The following is an 18,529-nucleotide window of genomic DNA, read 5'->3' on the forward strand; positions in this document are numbered from 1 at the left end:
AGAGACGAATGATCACGTCGTGTTCATAGGTCATTCCGTCAATCGTGATGGTGCCGAATGTAGTGCGTTCGATCTCCATGGCCTGACCCCTTCATTCTCGGCACGAGGTCCTGAGTTAGCACAGCCACCCCTATGACGCGCGGTTGAGAAAGATCGGCAGCCCTCGCTTGTTGCCGTAGATCGGGCGGTAGCGCTCCGTGTTGTAGGTGCTGGCGACGTCCAGTTTGCGTGGCCCGAGCTTGGCGTCAGGGATGGGCACGAGGTCGTAGCGTCCCTCCACCAGCGCCGACATGAGGCCGGTCTTGCCCTCGAGGATGGCATCGTAGGCCATGTTACCGAACGTCAGGGCCACGAGCTTGTCCATGAAGTCCGGATTGCCGGATCGCAGGTCGTAGGTGAGGTCGGACGTGATCGTCTCCTCGCCGACGCGCCGCTTGATCTCGTCGGCGAACGATTCCGCCACGCTCGCCTTCTTGCGATGGCCGTAGGCATCGGGCTCGCCATATTCCTGCACCTCGTAGCCCTCCCAAGCGGCGCCCTCGCTCAGCACGACCAGCGCGTAGTTGCTCGGGTTGGCGCGCTTCTCCTCGAGGAGCAACCGGATCAGCTTGTCGAGATCGACCCTGTACTCGGGTATGACGCACCGTATCGAGGTGGCGTATGCGGTGTAGAGCGCCGTAAATCCGGCATCGCGGCCAAAGACGCGGAAGATGCCGATTCGCTCGTGCGAACCGACAGTGGTGCGCTGCCGTTGGATGGCATCGCTGGCGCGGGTGATCGCGGTCGAGAAGCCGATGCAGTACTCGGTATTGCGGACGTCATTGTCCATGGTCTTCGGAATGGCGATGATCTTGACGCCGAGTTCGTTGAGCCTGGCTGCGTAACTGAGCGTGTCGTCGCCGCCGATGGCGATCAGGTGCTCGATGCCGAGCCCCGAGAGGTTGGCCAGCACCTGGCCAGAAACGTCCCACGTCCTGGTTGCGATGCCGCCCTTGGTGCTGGACGAGGCTGGAAAGTCCCTGCCTGCGAGATGATCCGGCAACTTCTTCATCTTGGATGGATTGGTGCGACTCGAGTGCAGCACCGTGCCGCCGCTCCGGTCTATCGTGCGCGTGTTGTCACGGTTCAGCGGGATGATGTAGTGGGACCTGGAGGCCGGGTCCTCGAGGTTCACGTGCGTGAGGGCCTCCCAACCACGGCGGAGGCCGACGACCTCGATGTCGTTCTCGCTGCCGCGATAGGTCACGCTCTTGATCACAGCGTTGAGGCCGGGAACGTCGCCGCCGCCCGTGAGAATGCCGATGCGCCTTTTTGCCATACTCACCTCGCGGGCGATCCCTTATTCGGCCGCTTCCGGCTTGCGCTCCTCGCGCACCTGAAAGCGCTTCAGCAGCGAGGACACGGTGTCGCGGAAGCCACCATACTCCAGCTCGGAATAGGGCAGCATCGCGGCACCAGACCAGCCCTGGCTGCGCATCTCGATTGCCTTGCGCTGGGCGAGCCGGCGGACCTCGTCCCACGCCGGGTTGTCGAAGAAATCGGTAAAGGACTCCGAAAATCGGCCGTCCTTGTCGATGGAGAAGCCGGCGCAGGAGACGATCGGCAGGCAGTACATGCCTGTCACCGCTGTGTTCAGCGGCACAGGCATCAGCGGCATCACGTGCGAGCCCCGCGCATCGCCGCCTACGAAGTGCGCCTTCGCGAACGGCGAGACGATTTCTTCAGGCGCCGGGAAAATCCCCTGGTTCCTGACGATCGCGACCGGATCGTCCTTGCCGGTGTACTTGCCTGCGATCGAGTGGAGACGCTGCGCCGAAACAGCGGTGACAACCTCGTTATGGGTTCGAGAAACAATGCGATCGATCCCAAAGCGCTCATTGTCGCGGAGCAGTGCTGCAATGTGGTAGCTGTCCGCGGGCGCGTCGAGTTCGATCACGCTGTCGCCAGCCGTGTGGTCCATGTCGATGACATGGAAACGGAAACCCTTGATCATCGGCGGCAGCATCAGCCCGGCACAATACATGGGATCGGCGAAGGCGAGGTAGAGCGGCAAATTGTAGGCGCCGGGGCCGCATTTGTCGGCGGCGAACACCATGAAGGACTCGGCGGGCCTCGACCCCGAGAGGCTGTGGTCGAAGCTGAGCTCCGCGACGGCCGGTCCGGCGCCGCGAACGTTTCCGGAAGGCGCGTCGACCAGAAGATCCTGGCCCGCGCCGTAGAGGCCGGAGGTCTTCGCGATCGACGTCGCCGCGAGAAACGTTTTCCAGGCGAATTGATGTACCTCGGGGTCCCCTTCGCCCCATGTGTGCGTCATGATGATCGCAATGTCGTCGCCGGTGTGGCAGACGAAGCCGTCGATCAAGAGACCATTGGCGATCGCCTTGCCGACCTCGCGATCGACAGTCGCCATCATCCGTGAGGACGGTTTGGTATGGCCCCCGACAGAGCCGACGTCAGCCTTGATGACCGAAAGAGTGAGTTTCATGAGCATTCCCTCCGACCAGCACAGCACAGCGCCTCGGCGCTTGCTGCGCCGGGGCGACGGCGCTGCTCATTCGCGAAAGAACGCCTGATGTTCCGTTAGGTTCCACGAATGCCGGTTGGTCCCGCTGGGCCGCAGCATCACGCAACCGCCGGAGTTCCTGCATCCGGCGCCGGAAACACCGTTCCATCATGGAGGCCGGCGATCCTCGCCGGCTGCGTGGTCGGCGCCGGCACGGTAAGGTTCTACTTCGCCGGGACTGGAGCACCTCGCGACGCGTCGGATCCGTTCGCGACGACGCTCTCGTTCAGTTTCTGATTGACGATCTGGACCGTCCGGTCGATTTCGGCATTGGGCACGCCGAGCTGATGCGAGATCAACTTCACCAGGAGGTCGACGCGCTCGATGCAAGGCGCGCCGCCAGCCACCGCGCGGGCCGCCGAGGAGGGCTTGAGAAGGCTTTCTGCCGCCTTGGCGTATTTCTCGAAAGGTACCTGATCGGTGGGATCGGCGCCCAGACGCTGGGCGATGGCATCGACATGGTCATAGATCGACTGCGAGAGACCGATATCGCCGTGCACGGCGTCGCGGATCGATTGCGGCTCCTGCTGGGTGATGCAGCGATAATTCCCCGTCAACAGCATCGACCATTTGGCCAGAGGGACGAACATCGAATCGAATACTTTGAGCTTCACCGGAACGTCCTGGCCATCCAGCTTCACCGCATCGATGTCGGCTTCCAGCTCCCGAAGCAGCAGATTATGTTTCTCATCCGCAAATGACGCTGCCTTGAAGTTTGTCGGCAGGCCGACATGAAGAACGTTCGCCGCCTCTTCCGGTGGACGGAAGGCCTGCGGATCAGGTGAGCAGAGCGACACCAGGCCCGGCTCGAACCGTTCCCATACCGCGGCATTGGTATAGGCCTCGTCCAGCTCCATGTTCGCCAGCGCCGGAATCCGCCGGAGATAGGGCAGGGGCGGCATGTTCATGATCGAAAGACAAGGCAGCTTCGCCTCGGCGATCTCAATCATCAGAAGGCGGATCGCATGGTCGACGTATTGCGGCTCCTGCATCGCAAGACCAACCAGATCATAGCGGGCAAGATCGACGCCAGCGGGCTCGGCCGCGTCGAGGATCCCGGGCAGGTCGCGCGAGAAGATCGGACGGTGGGTCGCTTCGTCCCGCAGTTTGATGCGCACTTCGGTGCCGTCGCGATTGATGATTTCGGCCGTCTGCTTCCGGCAAACCAGGGTCACGTTGTGACCCGCCATCAAAAGCTTGGTCGCCAGCAATGAGCCGTACGAGGCTCCAAGGATCAGAATGTTGCGCGCCATGCGCCCTCCCACAGATGATTTCCGGCGCGCCAGTACTCCGGCGCAGATTTGCGAGCGCCTGCTTTGCGACAGGGGGTAAGCCGAATTTGCGGTGCGATGCCGGCTTCCCCGGGCGTGCAGCCGCAGGGAATGCCGGCGGAGTTCGAAGTGACCGGTCAGGCCGACGCGGCCAGCGTGAAGGGCGTTGCTTCGTCGTCAAACGCAGTCGTGATGTCACGAATGCTGATGACGCCGATCAGGCTGTAATTGTCGATCACCGGCACGTGGCGGATGTGATGCTTGCTCATGAGGTGACGGACATGCTCGAGCGTCTCGGTCGAGGTGCAGGAGACGAGCTGCTGCACCGAAATGAATTGCGAAACGCGCATGTTCACGCCGGCGGCGCCGTGTGCGGCAACGGCGCGAACGACGTCGCGTTCGGTGAACATGCCGACAGCCGTGTTGCCTTCGGTGCGGACGACATCCTTGACGACCAGCGCGCTGATATTGCTGGCGCGCATCAATTGCGCGGCAACGGCGACGGTCTCGTTCATGCGAACCGTTGCGACACGGGCGGTCTTCTTCCGCAGAATATCTCCGACGAGCATGGCACCCTCCTTGGCTGAACTATTGCGTCAAGTCTGGTATACATAATGCCAATTGTCAACACGCGTAATGTGGAAATCTCGCACATGGGATGGAGATAAATAGGCAGTATTACTGACATTTCTGGAGAGGCGCGATCGCCAGCAAAGGGCAGGGAGCCGTATCGATCAGCCGAAAATGTCGTCTGGTATACCAGTTGCCGCCGGACAAAAGAAAACGCGCCCACCCCGGAGGGTGAGCGCGTTTTGCCGTGGACCGATCAGGTCAGGCGGCCATCTGCGATTTAGCGACCACCACCTTGCGCCAGGGCTTGAGCACCGCGATCGCCAGCAGCGAGGCCAGGATATTTGCGCCGGCCGCGACGATGAACACGGTGTCCCACGTGCCCGAGGACTGCTGCATGTAGTTCGCTACCGGCACCAGGAGCGCCGCAGTGCCCTTTGCCGTGTAGAGCAGGCCGGCATTGGTGGTCGCGAACTTCGCGCCGAACGTGTCGGTGCAGGTCGAGGGGAAGAGGGAGTAGATCTCGCCCCAGGCGAAGAACACGAAACCCGACAGCAGCACGAACCACACCGGATCGTGGCCCAGCATGTAGAGGCCCCAGATGCCAATGCCTTCCATGCCGAACGCGATGAACATGGTGTTCTCGCGGCCGATCATGTCGGAGATCCAGCCGAAGAAGGGACGGGTGAGGCCGTTGAGCACGCGATCGATGGTGGCCGCGAACGTCACCGCCGTCATCGTCACCGCCATCAGCGTGACCGGCACGCTGTCGACCTTCCAGTCGACGGCGATCGGCTTGAGGTTGGCGGTAACCATCAATCCGCCGGCGCCGACGATCACGAACATGAAGTACATCAGCCAGAAGATCGGCTGACGGATCACCTCGGTCGGCTGATAGTTGCGCCGGCTCTGGATGATGTTGGCGTTCTGCGTCACCGCAGGCACCTGTCCCGTCTTCGGCGCGAACATCAGGAAGGCGAGGATCACGATGATGATGCCCTGGCCGAGACCGAAATAGAGGAAGGTGGTCTGGAAGCCGGAGTCCTTGATCATCGCCTGGATCGGCGCGACCGTCAGCGCCGAGCCTGCGCCGAATCCGGCCGCCGTGATGCCGGCCGCGAGGCCGCGCTTGTCGGGAAACCATTTCAGCGCGTTGCCGACGCAGGTGCCATAGACGCCACCGGCGCCGATGCCCGCGATGATCATGCCGAGATAGTAGCCGTTGAGCGAGGTCGCCTGCGCGTTGATCGCCCAGCCGATGGCGCAGAGGAGGCCACCGACGAAGACGACGATGCGCGGGCCGTATTTATCGACGAACCATCCTTCGACCGGCACCAGCCAGGTCTCGAACAGCACGAACAGCGTGAACGCCCACTGGATCGAAGCGCGATCCCATCCGAACTTCTTCTGAATGTCCGGGACGAAGAAAGTCCAACCATATTGGTAATTGGCGATCATCACCATCGCGAGGACGCCGATAGCTAGTTGCGTCCAGCGGTAGGTGTCGCTGACGCGGGCTGCCACAGGGGCTGCCGCTCCGTGCACTGTGTCCGTCATCTTCCCTCCATAGGCTGTTCTAATCTGTAGCCGACAGCTCAAGTGCGGAGTTTGGTATATGTTATGCCAGTAGACAAGAGAAATATTGGCGGGTTACCACAATTCATTGCGCGCGGAAATGCTGCGCCCGCGAAAGGAAAAGGGCCGTGCGTTAGATCGCACGGCCCCTAAGTCAAGACAAAAATATGTTTGATTTTATGGCGATAGCGCCTGTTTTCGCTTTCAGGCGGGCGCGCCGCGCAAGCGGGTATAGCCCTGCTGAATGACCGACCAGAACAGCGCGATCAATCCGAGGATCATGATTGAGCTGACCAGCGTGTTGGAGAAGAACACGCTGAGCGAGCCCTGGGATCCCAGTAGCGACTGCCGGAAGGCTTCTTCCGCCTTGTCACCGAGCACGATCGCGAGCACCAACGGCGCGAGCGGATAATTGCACTTCTTCAAGAGATACCCGATCACGCCGAACACCAGCATCAGGATCACGTCGAACGTGGAGCTGTGGACCGAGTAGGCGCCGATCGCGCACAGCACCAGGATGAGCGGCGCAATGATGCTGAAGGGCACGCGCAGGATGGCGGCGAAGATCGGCACGCAGGTCAGCACGACGAGCAGGCCGACGAGGTTGCCGAGATACATCGAGGCGATCAGGCCCCAGACGAATTCCTTCTGTTCGACGAACAGCATCGGTCCGGGCTGCAGGCCCCAGATCAGGAGGCCGCCGAGCAGCACGGCCGCCGTCGGCGAACCCGGCACGCCGAGCGAAAGCATCGGCAACAGCGCTGCGGTGCCGGCGGCATGCGCCGCGGTCTCCGGCGCGACCACGCCTTCGATCTCTCCTTTGCCGAAATTGCTGCCGTTCTTCGCTACCCGCTTGGCGATGCCGTAGCTCATGAAGGAGGCGGGGGTCGCGCCGGCGGGCGTAATGCCCATCCAGCAGCCGATCAGGCAGGAGCGCAGCGAGGTGATCCAGTAGGTGGGCAATTCCTTCCAGGTCTGCAGCACCACGCGCAGATTGATCTTGGCGGTGCCGCCGCGGAAGGCGAGGCCTTCCTCCATCGTCAGCAGGATCTCGCCGATGCCGAACAGGCCGATGACGGCGATCAGGAAGTCGAACCCGTTGAGCAGATGGGTGATGCCGAACGTCAGCCGCAACTGTCCGGTGATGGAATCGAGACCGACGGCGGCAAGTGCAAAGCCGATCATCATGGCTGCGATGGTCTTGAACGGCGGCTCCTTGCTGAGGCCTACGAAACTGCAGAACGCCAGAAAATAGACCGCGAATTTCTCGGCCGGCCCGAACTGCAGCGCAAAGCTCGCGACCAGCGGCGCAACCAGCGTGATCATGACCACGGCGAACAGGGCGCCGACGAACGAGGAGGTGAAGGCGGCCGTCAACGCTTCGCCGGCCTTGCCCTTCTGCGCCATCGGATAGCCGTCAAATGTGGTTGCGACCGACCATGGCTCGCCGGGTATGTTGAAGAGAATTGAAGTGATGGCTCCGCCGAACAGCGCGCCCCAGTAGATGCATGAGAGCATGATGATGGCTGATGTCGGCGACATGCTGAACGTCAGCGGCAGCAGGATGGCCACGCCGTTGGCGCCGCCCAATCCCGGCAGCACGCCGATCAAGACGCCGAGCACGATGCCGACGATCATCACCATGATGTTGAAGGGCTGCAGCGCGACCGCAAAGCCGTGAAACAGATTAACGAGCTCTTCCATCCCCGTGATCCTGACCTTGCGATGAAGTTACAGACCGAGCCACTCTTCGACCGGCCCCTTGGGAAGCGGAACCAGAAACCAGCGCTCGAAAATGAAATAGGTGACAATGGGCATGCCAAGCGAGACGGCCAGCACGGTGACCCAGGGGTACTTGCCGAGCCATCGCATGAACCATCCGATGAAAATGATCGATGCGAGGTACAATCCGGTGAACGGTATGGCGCCGACATAAATCCCCGTCGGGATGACGACGCTCATGACCTGGCGAAGCTGTCCCCATTCGGCGAACAGCCCGTCATTGTCTTCGCGCAATCCGTTCCACAGGTTTATCGCGCTGGAGGCGACGATGAATATGCCGATATAGAAGGGGAAGAACCCGGCGCGCGGGCCTTCCGCGCCCCAGTTGATGCCGGCTTTCAAGCTGCCGACGATAACGATCACGCCGAAAAGGGCGATCAGCAACGTGATCCCTGCCTCCACCAGTTTATGGGCGGGGCCGGACTTGCTCGAGCTGCCTGTTGTCATCAAATCTCCATGCGGGGCCGGTCTGGAGCGGGATGACGCTTCTTCGAATCGTCATCCCGTTCTGTCCTTGGATTTGAGCATGATCTCCACGCAAACGCATTTCCGCGTTTGTTGCGGGGGAAAACCGGTGTCCACTTTTCCCGATCATGCCCGATCGGCCCGGTATCTTCAGTTGCTATCCCGGCTGCCGCCGCGACGATCAGTTGCCCGGCGCGGCGAGGAAACCGGCGTCCTTCATCAGGGTTTCGTGACGCTTTTCCTCGACCTCGACCCACTTGGCGTAGTCGGCGCCGGTGAGGAAGGTCGTGTTGAACGCGCCGCTCTTCATGAAGTCCTGCCATTCGGGCGTGGCGCGGACCTTCTTGAACAGCTCGACATAGTATTCGACCTGGTCCTTGGTGGCCCGTGGCGACATGAAGATGCCGCGCAGCATCAGGTATTCGATGTCGAGGCCCTGCGACTTGCAGGTGGGAATATCCTTCCAGCTCTTGCCGTCCGCGACCTGCTCGTCATAGTTCATTGGATGATCGTCGAACACGCAGAGCGGCCGCAGCTTGCCACCGCGCCATTGCGCGACCGCCTCGATCGGGTTGTTGACGGTCGAATCGACGTGGTTGCCGACGAGCTGCACGGCGACTTCACCGCCGCCCTTGTAGGGAATGTAGGTGAACTTGCTGCCGGTGGCCTTCTCGACCGCGACCGTGATGATCTGGTCTTCCTGCTTCGAGCCGGTGCCGCCCATCTTCATGGAGCCCGCGGGCGCCGCCTTCACCGCATCGACATACTCTTTCGCCGTCTTGTAGGGCTTCTCCGCGTTCACCCAGAGCACGAACTCGTCGAGCGCTAGCATCGCTACCGGCGTGAGATCCTTCCAGGAGAACGGGATGCCGGTGGCGAGGGGCGTGGTGAAGAGGTTGGAGAGTGTGATGATGATCTTGTGCGGATTTCCGCCCGAGGTCTTGAGGTCGAGGAAGCCTTCGCCGCCAGCGCCGCCCGACTTGTTGATGACGACCATGGGCTGCTTCATCAGGCTGTGCTTGGTGACGATTCCCTGGATCGTCCGCGCCATCTGATCGGCGCCGCCGCCGGTGCCGGCCGGAACGATAAATTCCACGGGCCGCACCGGCTCCCATGCGGCGGTTGCAGGGACGGAGATCCCGACCGCGCATAAAGCAGCAATTGCGCCCAACGCGGTTTGTGCTGTGTGCTTCATCTGTTTCACTCCCTGTGGTTGCGCCGGTCTTTGCCGGCTTCCCGCTGTTGTATATTTAATGCCGCGGCGGCTGTCTGCTCCCAACGATCATTGATTGGAATTGTAAAAGGGGCCCGTCGGCGCGGCACCCGCTCCTTTCGGCCAATTGCAAATTTGCGATACGCAGCGAAGGGAAGTCACAGGACGCACCCATGTTCCGTAGCCGATCGGGCTGCCTGTCCCATGACGCAAGGCCGTCCCCCCACGCGCCCTTTTATTTCTCAATGCGGCGCTCCAGGGACATCTTTGTATGCGATATGCCAGTATGCAATTCCATTATTGCGGCAGATGGCCGTTCGGGCTGATTTGTCGCAGACGATGGTAAAAAGCCGGATGGGCCTGCAAACGAAAATGGCTCCGGAAACCGGAGCCATTGGTGCTGGAGGCAGGTCGAAGGCCGTTTGCCGAAGAAAGACCTTCGATTCGAAAATAGCTTGTTTTCTAGGCTTAGAGACCGAATCGGGGCAGGTCGCCGTTGCGGACGGCGATGTGGCTGCTGGCGGTCAGCAGACGGTCGATCGAAGCCATCACGCGCGCGAGCAGGGTGGAGGAGGGCAGGAGGCTGATCGGTGCAGTCTTGGACATGATGTCCCCTTTTCTTGGTCGCGGAACCATTCCGCTTCGTGATCTGGGGATAGATTATGTATACCAGATGCCAGCTACAACAGACTTGTTTGCATAGCAGCAATTGTCCCGTTGCATTGCAGCAAAATTAACGAAAGTGGCATTCCACAACGAAAAAGGCCGCCGGAAACCGGCGGCCTTTGCATTCCGGGTACAACAGAGCCTATTCCGCCGCCTGCTTGCGCGGCGGGTCGAGGGCGCCGGAATCGTGGATTTCGGCGACCTGGTGGTCGGTGAAGCCGAGCACCTGGCGCAGGATCTCGTCGGTGTGCTCGCCGAGCAGCGGCGAGCGGGTGACCTCGCTCGGCGAGTCCGACAGCTTGATCGGGTTGCCGACCGAGACGTACTTGCCGCGGGTCGGGTGATCGACCTCGACCACGGTGCCGGTGGCGCGCAGCGACTGGTCCTCGGCGATCTCCTTCATCGACAGGATCGGGCCGCAGGGGATGTCGTCCTTGTTGAGGATTTCCATCGCCTCGAATTTGGTCTTGGTCATCGTCCACTGTTCGATGCGGGCGAAGATTTCGTTCAGTCGGGGCAGCCGGGCCGGCGGCTTGGCGTAGTTCGGATCGGTCTTCCAGGTCGGCTCGCCGATCACGTCGCAGATCTTCTCCCAGACCGGGGCCTGGGTGATGAAATAGATGTAGGCGTTGGGATCGGTCTCCCAGCCCTTGCACTTGAGGATGCGGCCGGGCTGGCCGCCGCCGGAATCGTTGCCGGCGCGCGGCACGGCATCGCCGAACGGAATGCCCTCGCCGAACTGGCTGTATTCCTTCAGGGGACCATGGGCGAGGCGCTGCTGGTCGCGCAGCTTGACGCGGGCGAGGTTGAGCACGCCGTCCTGCATCGCGGCGGTGACGCGCTGGCCCTTGCCGGAGTGGGTGCGCTGGTAGAGCGCGGTGACGATGCCGAGCGCCAGATGCAGGCCGGTGCCAGAGTCGCCGATCTGCGCGCCGGTGACGAGCGGCAGGCCGTCGCGGAAGCCGGTGGTCGATGCCGCGCCGCCGGTGCACTGCGCGACGTTCTCATAGACCTTGCAGTCTTCGTAAGGTCCCGGGCCAAAGCCCTTGATCGAGGCCACGATCATCTTCGGGTTGATGGCGTGGATCTTCTCCCAGGGGAAACCCATGCGGTCGAGCACGCCGGGGCCGAAATTCTCCACCAGCACGTCGCAGCTCTTGATCAGCGCGGTGAGAACTTCCTTGCCCTTCGGGTTCTTGGTGTCGAGCGTGATCGAGCGCTTGTTGTGGTTCAGCATGGTGAAATACAGGCTGTCCACATTGGGGATGTCCTGCAACTGACCGCGCGTGATGTCGCCGACGCCGGGGCGCTCGACCTTGATCACGTCGGCGCCGAACCAGGCCAGCAATTGCGTGCAGGTCGGACCCGACTGAACGTGGGTGAAATCGAGAATACGAACGCCCGTGAGCGCCTTTGTCATCGTCTTTGCTCCGTACTGTGTCTGTTGGCCCTGCGCCTAGCAGGGTGAAATGGGTTGAAGGGGGCTATTTCTTTTTCAGAACGCTCTGCGGGTTGAGGTTGCCGATGCGGCCGCTCTCGGAGCCGGCCGCCGGATCGATCACCGCGTTGATCAGCGTCGGCTTGCCGGAATCCATGGCTTCGTTGACGGCGCGCTTCAATTCGTCGGGCGAAGTGGCGTTGATGCCGACGCCGCCGAAGGCTTCCATCATCTTGTCGTAGCGCGCGCCCTTGACGAACACGGTGGTCGCGGGATCGGAGTTGGCGTTGTTGACGTCGGTGCCGCGATAGATGCCGTCATTGTTGAAGATGACGACGCAGATCGGCAGGTTGTAGCGGCAGATGGTCTCGACCTCCATGCCGGAGAAGCCGAAGGCCGAGTCGCCTTCCACCGCGAGCACGGGGTGGCCGGTCTCGAGCGCAGCCGCGATCGCCTGGCCCATGCCGATGCCCATCACGCCCCAGGTGCCGACGTCGAGGCGCTTGCGCGGCTTGTACATGTCGATGACGCCGCGGGCGAGGTCGAGCGTGTTGGCGCCCTCGTTGACAAGGATGGCGTCGGGACGCTCCTTGATGACGTTCTTCAGCACGCCGAGCGCGCCGTGATAATCCATCGGCGACTTGTTGTTCATCAGCTTCGGCGCCATCTTGGCGACGTTGTCTTCACGCTTGGACTGCACGGCCCTGGTCCAGTCGGCCGGCGGTGCGGTCCACCCCGAACCCATCGCCTGAATGAACGCGGAGACGGCCGAGCCGATGTCGCCGACGACGGGGGCCACGATCTCGACGTTGGAGTCCATCTCCCTCGGCTCGATGTCGACCTGGATGAACTTCTTGGGCGCTTCGCCCCAGGTCTTGCCCTTGCCGTGCGAGAGCAGCCAGTTGAGCCGCGCGCCGATCAGCATCACGACATCGGATTCCTTCAGCACGGTGGAGCGGGCCGCACCGGCGCATTGCGGATGGGTATCGGGCAGGAGGCCCTTGGCCATGCTCATCGGCAGGAAGGGAACGCCGCTCTTCTCGACGAAATTCTTGATTTCCTCGTCGGCCTGCGCGTAGGCCGCGCCCTTGCCGAGGATGATGAGGGGACGCTTGGCGCTCTTCAGCACGTCGAGCGCGCGCTTGACCGAGGCGGGCGAGGGGATCTGCGCGGGAGCGGCGTCGATCACCTTCACCAGCGACCGCTGGCCGGCGTCGGCATTCATCACCTGGCCGAACAGTTTTGCCGGCAGGTCGAGATAGACGCCGCCGGGACGGCCCGAGACGGCGGCGCGGATCGCGCGGGCAAGACCGATGCCGATGTCCTGGGCGTGCAGCACGCGATAGGCCGCCTTGCACAGTGGCTTGGCGATCGCGAGCTGATCCATCTCTTCATAGTCGCCCTGCTGGAGGTCGACGATCTCGCGTTCGGACGAGCCCGAAATCAGGATCATCGGGTAGCAGTTGGTGGTGGCGTGGGCGAGCGCGGTGAGGCCGTTCAAAAAGCCGGGCGCCGACACGGTGAGGCAGACGCCGGGCTTCTTGGTGAGGAAGCCGGCGATGCCAGCGGCATAACCGGCGTTCTGTTCGTGACGGAAGGAGATAACGCGAATACCGGCGGCCTGCGACATGCGGCCCAAATCCGTGATCGGGATGCCCGGCACATTGTAAATGGTATTGATGCCGTTGAGCTTGAGCGCATCGATGACGAGATGAAAGCCATCCGTCAGCTCTTGCTCGGTGCCCGGTGCCTCGGACTTGGTAGCGGTATTCAGCATGGGCTTCATCTCCCTGATCGTTTTGGTTCGGACGATTTTTGGTCGTCTTCTGGTGCGAAGGTTGCGTCTAGCTAAAAAGTTCCTGGCCGTGCGCTTCGACGTAAGCGGCAAGGCCCAGCGTGTGATCGCGCGCACGCTTCTCGGCGAGTTCCGTGTCGCGCGCTTCGAGCGCTTCGATAATGGCGAGGTGCTCAGGCAGTGAAGTCGCGGTACGATCCTTCCGCCCGATGGTCAGTTGGCGGTAGCCGCGCACGTGCAAGAGGATGTCGTTGGTCATGTCGACCAGCACCGGCGATTCCGACAGCGAGATCAGCGCCTGATGGAACGCGATGTTAGCCTTGGAGTATTCCTCGACATGATCCTGCGGCAGCCGGTCCTTGCCGAAATCCTTGAAGAAATCGCGCAGCGCCGTGATGTCTTTCTTGCGCGCGGTGGTCGTGATCAGGCGAGCGGCCATGCTCTCGAGCGCGGCCCAGGCGCGGATCATGTCGACGATTTCGGTCTTGGTGCGGCGAACCACGACGATGCCGCGGCGCGGCACGGTTTTGACGAAGCCATCCTGCTCCAGCATCGCGATGGCTTCGCGGATAGGGGTGCGGCTGACGCCCAGCCGCTCGGACAGTGCACGCTCGTCGAGCATCACCTGCTCGGGTGTCGCGTAGATGTCCATCTTGAGAATGGCTTCCTTCAAGGCCTCATAGGCCTTGTTCTTGAAGCTCGTCTCCGGCGCGATCCGGACGATTGCGATGTCAGCATCAGCCATGACAGGCGGCGCCTTGGTTTGTTTAGGTGCGGGCACGACTCGTCTCCTCCGTTTCTTGGAGACGTCTTCTTAGCAGAAGAAATAGCCCAATATTTTTGGCATACCAAATACCAGAATGTCAAGACACCCGTTTTTTCGCTGTTTCTGCGCGATAGTTTGTCTTGACAATCTTATCTCTGGCATACCAAATGCCATAAAACTAGCCCCAGGAGGAAGCCAATGTCAAATTCTGCAGATGCGGCCCGCAAGATCGCCGAGCCCAGCGCCCACCAGGCTGTCCGCCGGGTGCTCGACACGGTGAAGGCCGAGAAGCGCACCAGCCTTACCGCGCCGGAAGGCAAGCTGGTGTGCGATGCCTATGGCATCCCGGTTCCGAAAGAGGGCGTGGCGAAATCCGCCGCCGAAGCATCCAAGCTCGCGACGGGCATGGGTTTCCCGGTCGTGATGAAGATCGTCTCGCCGGACATTCTCCACAAGACCGAAGCCGGCGGCGTCGTGGTCGGCCTCAAGACCGCAGCCGATGCCGAGAAGGCCTATGACACCATTCTCGCTAACGCCAAGAAATATAAGGCCGACGCCAAGATCGAGGGCGTCCAGGTCCAGCAGATGCTGGCCGGGGGCACCGAGGTCATCGTCGGTTCGATCACCGACGGTTCGTTCGGCAAGCTGGTGGCGTTCGGCCTCGGCGGCGTGCTGGTCGAAGTGCTGAAGGACATTACCTTCCGTCTCGCGCCCGCCACCAAGGACGATGCCCTGTCGATGCTCGACGGCATCCAGGCCCACGACATGCTGAAGGGCGTGCGCGGCGGCGATCCGGTCAGCCGTGATGCGCTGGCCGACGTCATTGTCAAAGTGTCGCAGCTCGTCAGCGACTTCCCCGAAATCGTCGAACTCGATCTCAACCCGGTGTTCGCCACCAAAAAGGACGCGATTGCCGCCGACGTGCGCATTGTCGTCGACTTCGACTACAAGCCGCGTCCGGCGCCGCGCCCGACCGAAGAGATCGTCGCGGCCATGAACCGCATCATGCAGCCGAAGGCGGTTGCCGTGATCGGCGCCTCCGCCGAGGACGGCAAGATCGGCAACTCCGTGATGAAGAATCTCATCAACGGCGGCTACAAGGGCGAGATCTATCCGATCCACCCGAAGGCGCCCGACATCCTGGGCTACAAGGCCTACAAGAGCGTCAAGGATGTTCCCGGCGTGATCGATACTGCGGTGTTCGCAATCCCCGCCAAGTTCGTGGCCGGCGCACTGGCCGAATGCGGCGAGAAGAAAATTCCCGGCGCCGTGCTGATTCCCTCGGGCTTTGCCGAAGCGGGCGCCCCTGAATTGCAGGCCGAGATCGTCGAGGTCGGCAAGAAGTACAACGTCCGCCTGATGGGGCCGAACATCTACGGCTTCTACTATACGTGGTCGAACCTCTGTGCCACGTTCTGCACCGCCTACGACGTCAAGGGCCATGCGGCGCTGTCGTCGCAGTCCGGCGGCATCGGCATGGCGATCATCGGCTTCTCTCGCTCGGCGAAGATGGGCGTCTCGGCGATCGTCGGCCTCGGCAACAAGTCCGACATCGACGAAGACGATCTGCTCGCCTTCTTCGAGCAGGATCCGAACACCAACCTGATCGCGCAGCATTGCGAAGACCTCAAGGACGGCCGTGCGTTTGCGGAAGCCGCCAAGCGCGTCTCCAAGAAGAAGCCGGTGGTGGTGCTGAAGGCAGGCCGCACCTCGGCCGGTGCGAAAGCGGCCTCGTCGCATACCGGCGCGCTCGCCGGCAACGACAAGATCTATGAGGACGTGTTCAGGCAGTCGGGCGTGATCCGCGCTCGCAGCTTGCGGCAATTGCTCGAATTCGCGCGCGGCGTGCCGGTGCTGCCGACGCCGAAGGGCGAGAACGTGCTGATCATCACCGGCGCCGGCGGTTCGGGGGTGCTGCTGTCGGACTCCTGCGTCGATAACGGCCTGTCGCTGATGTCGATGCCGCCGGATCTCGACGCCGCTTTCCGCAAGTTCATTCCGCCGTTCGGTGCGGCCGGAAATCCTGTGGATATCACCGGTGGCGAGCCGCCGATCACCTACATCAACACGGTGAAGCTCGGCCTGTCGGATGAGCGCATCCATTCGCTGATCCTCGGCTACTGGCATACGATCGTCACGCCGCCGATGGTATTTGCCCGCAACATGGTCGAGGTGAAGAAGGAGATGGAGGCGAAAGGCTTCGTCAAGCCGATCGTCGCCTCGCTCGCCGGTGACGTCGAGGTCGAGGAAGCGGCCGAATATCTCTACGAGAACGGCATCCCGGCCTATGCCTATTCGACCGAACTGCCGGTCGAGGTGCTGGGCGCGAAGTACAAGTGGGCGCGCGGCGCGGGCCTGTTGTAAGCTTATCAACAACAAATGCCGCTTCGGAAGAACCATCCGAAGCGGCGTTTTTGTCTGACGAACGAAATACGGAGCATGCCGATCTACGCACTGGAGCATCATCCGTGGCTTCATCCTTCGAGACGCCACGCTTGGGCGTGGCTCCTCAGGATGAGGTCTGAGACCCTCATGGTGAGGAGCGCGGCGAAGCCGCGCGTCTCGAACCACGAGGCAACGGATACGCGCTATTGATCCAACCTACGGATGGATGCAGGTCGCGATGAAGAGAGACGTGATCCGGCGCAAGGCCATCGAGCCGAAATCCCCTGCAGACCAGGACGAGAATGCGCGCGACGGCGGCGTGCAGTCCGTCGATCGCGCGCTCTCGATCATCGAGACGCTGGCGGAGGACGACGAAGGCTATCGCCTGAGCGATCTCGCGATCCGCACCGGGCTCTCGACCTCGACCGTGCATCGGCTGCTGGCGACGCTGGAAAACCGCCGCTTCGTGCAGTTCGACCGCACTGAATCGAAATGGCATGTCGGCGCGCGCTGCTTCACGGTGGGCGCGACGTTTGCCCGCCGCCGCAATTTTGCGGCGCAGGCGATTCCTTATTTGCGCAAATTGCGCGACCTGACGCGGGAGACCGCCAATCTCGCGGTTGTCGACGACGAATTCATCGTCGTGCTGACGCGGATGGAAAGTCGCGAGATCATGCGTTCGCTGACCAAGCTCGGCGGCCGCGTCGCCATGGTCGCGTCCGGGGTCGGCAAGGCGGTGCTCGCGACTTATTCCAACGAGGATGTCAGTGCGATCATCCACCATCACGGCATGCCGCGGCTGACCGAAAAGTCGATCGTGCGGCCGAGCGATCTGTTCAAGGAGCTCGAAAAGATCCGTCGCCAGGGGTTTGCCATCGACGACGAGGAGGCCTGCATGGGCCTGCGCTGCATCGCCGCCGTGGTCTACAATGATTGCGCCGAGCCGCTGGCTGCCATTTCCGTCTCCGGCATGACTGGCCGACTGACCGACGAGCGGTTGCCGCAGCTCGGCCAGACCGTGCGGGAAGTGGCGGAAGAACTGACGGTGGCGTTGGGTGGGGTGATGCCGGCGGCGAAGGCCAGTTGAGCCTTTCACCGCAGGGAGTGCGACCACAGTAATCCCACAAGTAATCCATGACTGCCGTATGGCAGGGTGGCGGATTTTCGTGGAAAGCGGCGAATTGGAAGCCGTTGCGCTGACTGTGCACTCAGATTTGAATCGTCTTCCAACAGCCGACCGTTTACGGTGCGTCTATGTCGCGCCTTGTATTTCTATCGATTGCTATCGTCCTGTCGCTGCTGCCGGTCGTCGCGCCGGCTGAGCCAGTTCACAAGCGGCCAGCGCCACGCTGGCACGGCTACGGCTTTTTGCCGGGCTATCAGCAGCCACCGAATAACAGCCTTCCAGCCTACAAGCAGAGAGCTGCGGTTTCGCGCATGGCGCGGAACAACCGGCGTCCCTGGTATATCGATCCAGTCCCAAGCTATTACGGGTACGATGGCGACTGGCACTATTTCGGCCGGCCCGGCTTTTACGGCGGTCGCTACAATGGCGGCAGCTTCGGCCCTTGCTGGACGCGGACGCCGATCGGTCCGATCTGGAATTGCGGCTGATCAAGCTATCGCTTAGAGACCGCGCGCGAGCGCATCCGTTTACCGGCAACGGCGGCTCATAGCGCAAAGCCGATCCGCTAGAGTATCCTCCAACGAAGAAGCGGGGCCCTTGCCTGCTGGCAAGAAGCGCAAGGAAGAAACCATGGGCCTGCGCTGCATCGCCGCCGTCGTCTATAACGACTGCGCCGAGCCGCTCGCTGCGATTTCCGTCTCCGGCATGACCAGCCATCTGACCGACGAACGCCTGCCCATGCTCGGGCAGACCGTGTGGGAGGTTGCCGCGAAACTTACGGTGGCACTCGGCGTGATGCCGGCGGCAAAAACGGGTTAGCCCTCAACTGGCATAGCCAGTTAGCGCAGGTTCGCCATAGCCGGCGGCTATGACCATCGTGAAGATTTGTCGGTACCTCACCTCTGCCTGCTCTG

Annotated in this window: 15 protein-coding genes and 1 pseudogene; 4 read left to right on the forward strand and 12 right to left on the reverse strand. The window is 62.0% G+C overall.

What is annotated here, in order from left to right; translation table 11 throughout:
* Positions 1 to 130 precede the first annotated feature (130 nt).
* The 12 genes from CQ14_RS29315 to CQ14_RS29365 all read right to left on the reverse strand — a co-directional run bounded on the left by CQ14_RS29315 (position 131) and on the right by CQ14_RS29365 (position 14,083).
* Entirely contained in the window at positions 131 to 1,318 is a 1,188-nt protein-coding gene (locus CQ14_RS29315; protein WP_057861289.1) for a 6-phosphofructokinase, read from the reverse strand.
* Positions 1,319 to 1,339: 21 nt separating this feature from the next.
* Positions 1,340 to 2,485 (reverse strand): fructose-1,6-bisphosphatase, encoded by a 1,146-nt coding sequence (locus tag CQ14_RS29320; protein WP_057861290.1) that lies wholly within the window; start codon positions 2,483 to 2,485, stop codon positions 1,340 to 1,342.
* A 242-nt stretch (positions 2,486 to 2,727) separates the two neighbouring features.
* A complete protein-coding gene (locus tag CQ14_RS29325) occupies positions 2,728 to 3,816 on the reverse strand; it encodes a ketopantoate reductase family protein (RefSeq protein ID WP_057861291.1) in 1,089 nt (362 codons plus the stop codon).
* Positions 3,817 to 3,971: 155 nt separating this feature from the next.
* Positions 3,972 to 4,403 carry a CBS domain-containing protein gene (locus CQ14_RS29330; RefSeq protein ID WP_057861292.1) on the reverse strand — a complete coding sequence of 144 codons (432 nt, stop codon included), beginning with the start codon at positions 4,401 to 4,403 and terminating at the stop codon, positions 3,972 to 3,974.
* A 262-nt stretch (positions 4,404 to 4,665) separates the two neighbouring features.
* Positions 4,666 to 5,961, reverse strand: coding sequence for an oxalate/formate MFS antiporter (gene oxlT / locus CQ14_RS29335; protein WP_057861293.1), 1,296 nt, complete (start codon positions 5,959 to 5,961; stop codon positions 4,666 to 4,668).
* A 222-nt stretch (positions 5,962 to 6,183) separates the two neighbouring features.
* On the reverse strand, positions 6,184 to 7,683 hold the full coding sequence (locus CQ14_RS29340) for a tripartite tricarboxylate transporter permease (RefSeq protein ID WP_057861294.1): 1,500 nt from the start codon (positions 7,681 to 7,683) through the stop codon (positions 6,184 to 6,186).
* A 27-nt stretch (positions 7,684 to 7,710) separates the two neighbouring features.
* Entirely contained in the window at positions 7,711 to 8,208 is a 498-nt protein-coding gene (locus CQ14_RS29345; RefSeq protein ID WP_057861295.1) for a tripartite tricarboxylate transporter TctB family protein, read from the reverse strand.
* 199 nt (positions 8,209 to 8,407) lie between these two features.
* The gene (locus CQ14_RS29350; RefSeq protein ID WP_057861296.1) at positions 8,408 to 9,421 is read right to left on the reverse strand and encodes a Bug family tripartite tricarboxylate transporter substrate binding protein; all 1,014 of its coding nucleotides are present in this window, start codon (positions 9,419 to 9,421) and stop codon (positions 8,408 to 8,410) included.
* Positions 9,422 to 9,907: 486 nt separating this feature from the next.
* On the reverse strand, positions 9,908 to 10,045 hold the full coding sequence (locus CQ14_RS44855) for a hypothetical protein (protein ID WP_199805640.1): 138 nt from the start codon (positions 10,043 to 10,045) through the stop codon (positions 9,908 to 9,910).
* A gap of 202 nt (positions 10,046 to 10,247) precedes the next feature.
* The gene (gene frc / locus CQ14_RS29355) at positions 10,248 to 11,525 is read right to left on the reverse strand and encodes a formyl-CoA transferase (RefSeq protein WP_057861297.1); all 1,278 of its coding nucleotides are present in this window, start codon (positions 11,523 to 11,525) and stop codon (positions 10,248 to 10,250) included.
* A 64-nt stretch (positions 11,526 to 11,589) separates the two neighbouring features.
* Positions 11,590 to 13,320, reverse strand: a complete 1,731-nt coding sequence (gene oxc / locus CQ14_RS29360; protein WP_057861393.1) for an oxalyl-CoA decarboxylase — start codon at positions 13,318 to 13,320, stop codon at positions 11,590 to 11,592.
* Positions 13,321 to 13,387: 67 nt separating this feature from the next.
* The gene (locus CQ14_RS29365) at positions 13,388 to 14,083 is read right to left on the reverse strand and encodes a GntR family transcriptional regulator (RefSeq protein ID WP_057837076.1); all 696 of its coding nucleotides are present in this window, start codon (positions 14,081 to 14,083) and stop codon (positions 13,388 to 13,390) included.
* 219 nt (positions 14,084 to 14,302) lie between these two features.
* Here CQ14_RS29365 and CQ14_RS29370 point away from each other — a divergent pair, with 219 nt between their 5' ends.
* The 4 genes and pseudogenes from CQ14_RS29370 to CQ14_RS29385 all read left to right on the forward strand — a co-directional run.
* Positions 14,303 to 16,468 carry an acetate--CoA ligase family protein gene (locus CQ14_RS29370; protein WP_057861298.1) on the forward strand — a complete coding sequence of 722 codons (2,166 nt, stop codon included), beginning with the start codon at positions 14,303 to 14,305 and terminating at the stop codon, positions 16,466 to 16,468.
* A gap of 259 nt (positions 16,469 to 16,727) precedes the next feature.
* Positions 16,728 to 17,576, forward strand: a complete 849-nt coding sequence (locus CQ14_RS29375; protein ID WP_057861394.1) for an IclR family transcriptional regulator — start codon at positions 16,728 to 16,730, stop codon at positions 17,574 to 17,576.
* A 167-nt stretch (positions 17,577 to 17,743) separates the two neighbouring features.
* Positions 17,744 to 18,103 (forward strand): hypothetical protein, encoded by a 360-nt coding sequence (locus CQ14_RS29380; RefSeq protein WP_057861299.1) that lies wholly within the window; start codon positions 17,744 to 17,746, stop codon positions 18,101 to 18,103.
* Positions 18,104 to 18,233: 130 nt separating this feature from the next.
* Positions 18,234 to 18,434: pseudogene (locus tag CQ14_RS29385) on the forward strand (IclR family transcriptional regulator domain-containing protein); the annotation flags it as partial.
* Positions 18,435 to 18,529 lie beyond the last annotated feature (95 nt).

This window comes from Bradyrhizobium lablabi (genome assembly GCF_001440475.1).
GTDB lineage: Bacteria > Pseudomonadota > Alphaproteobacteria > Rhizobiales > Xanthobacteraceae > Bradyrhizobium > Bradyrhizobium lablabi.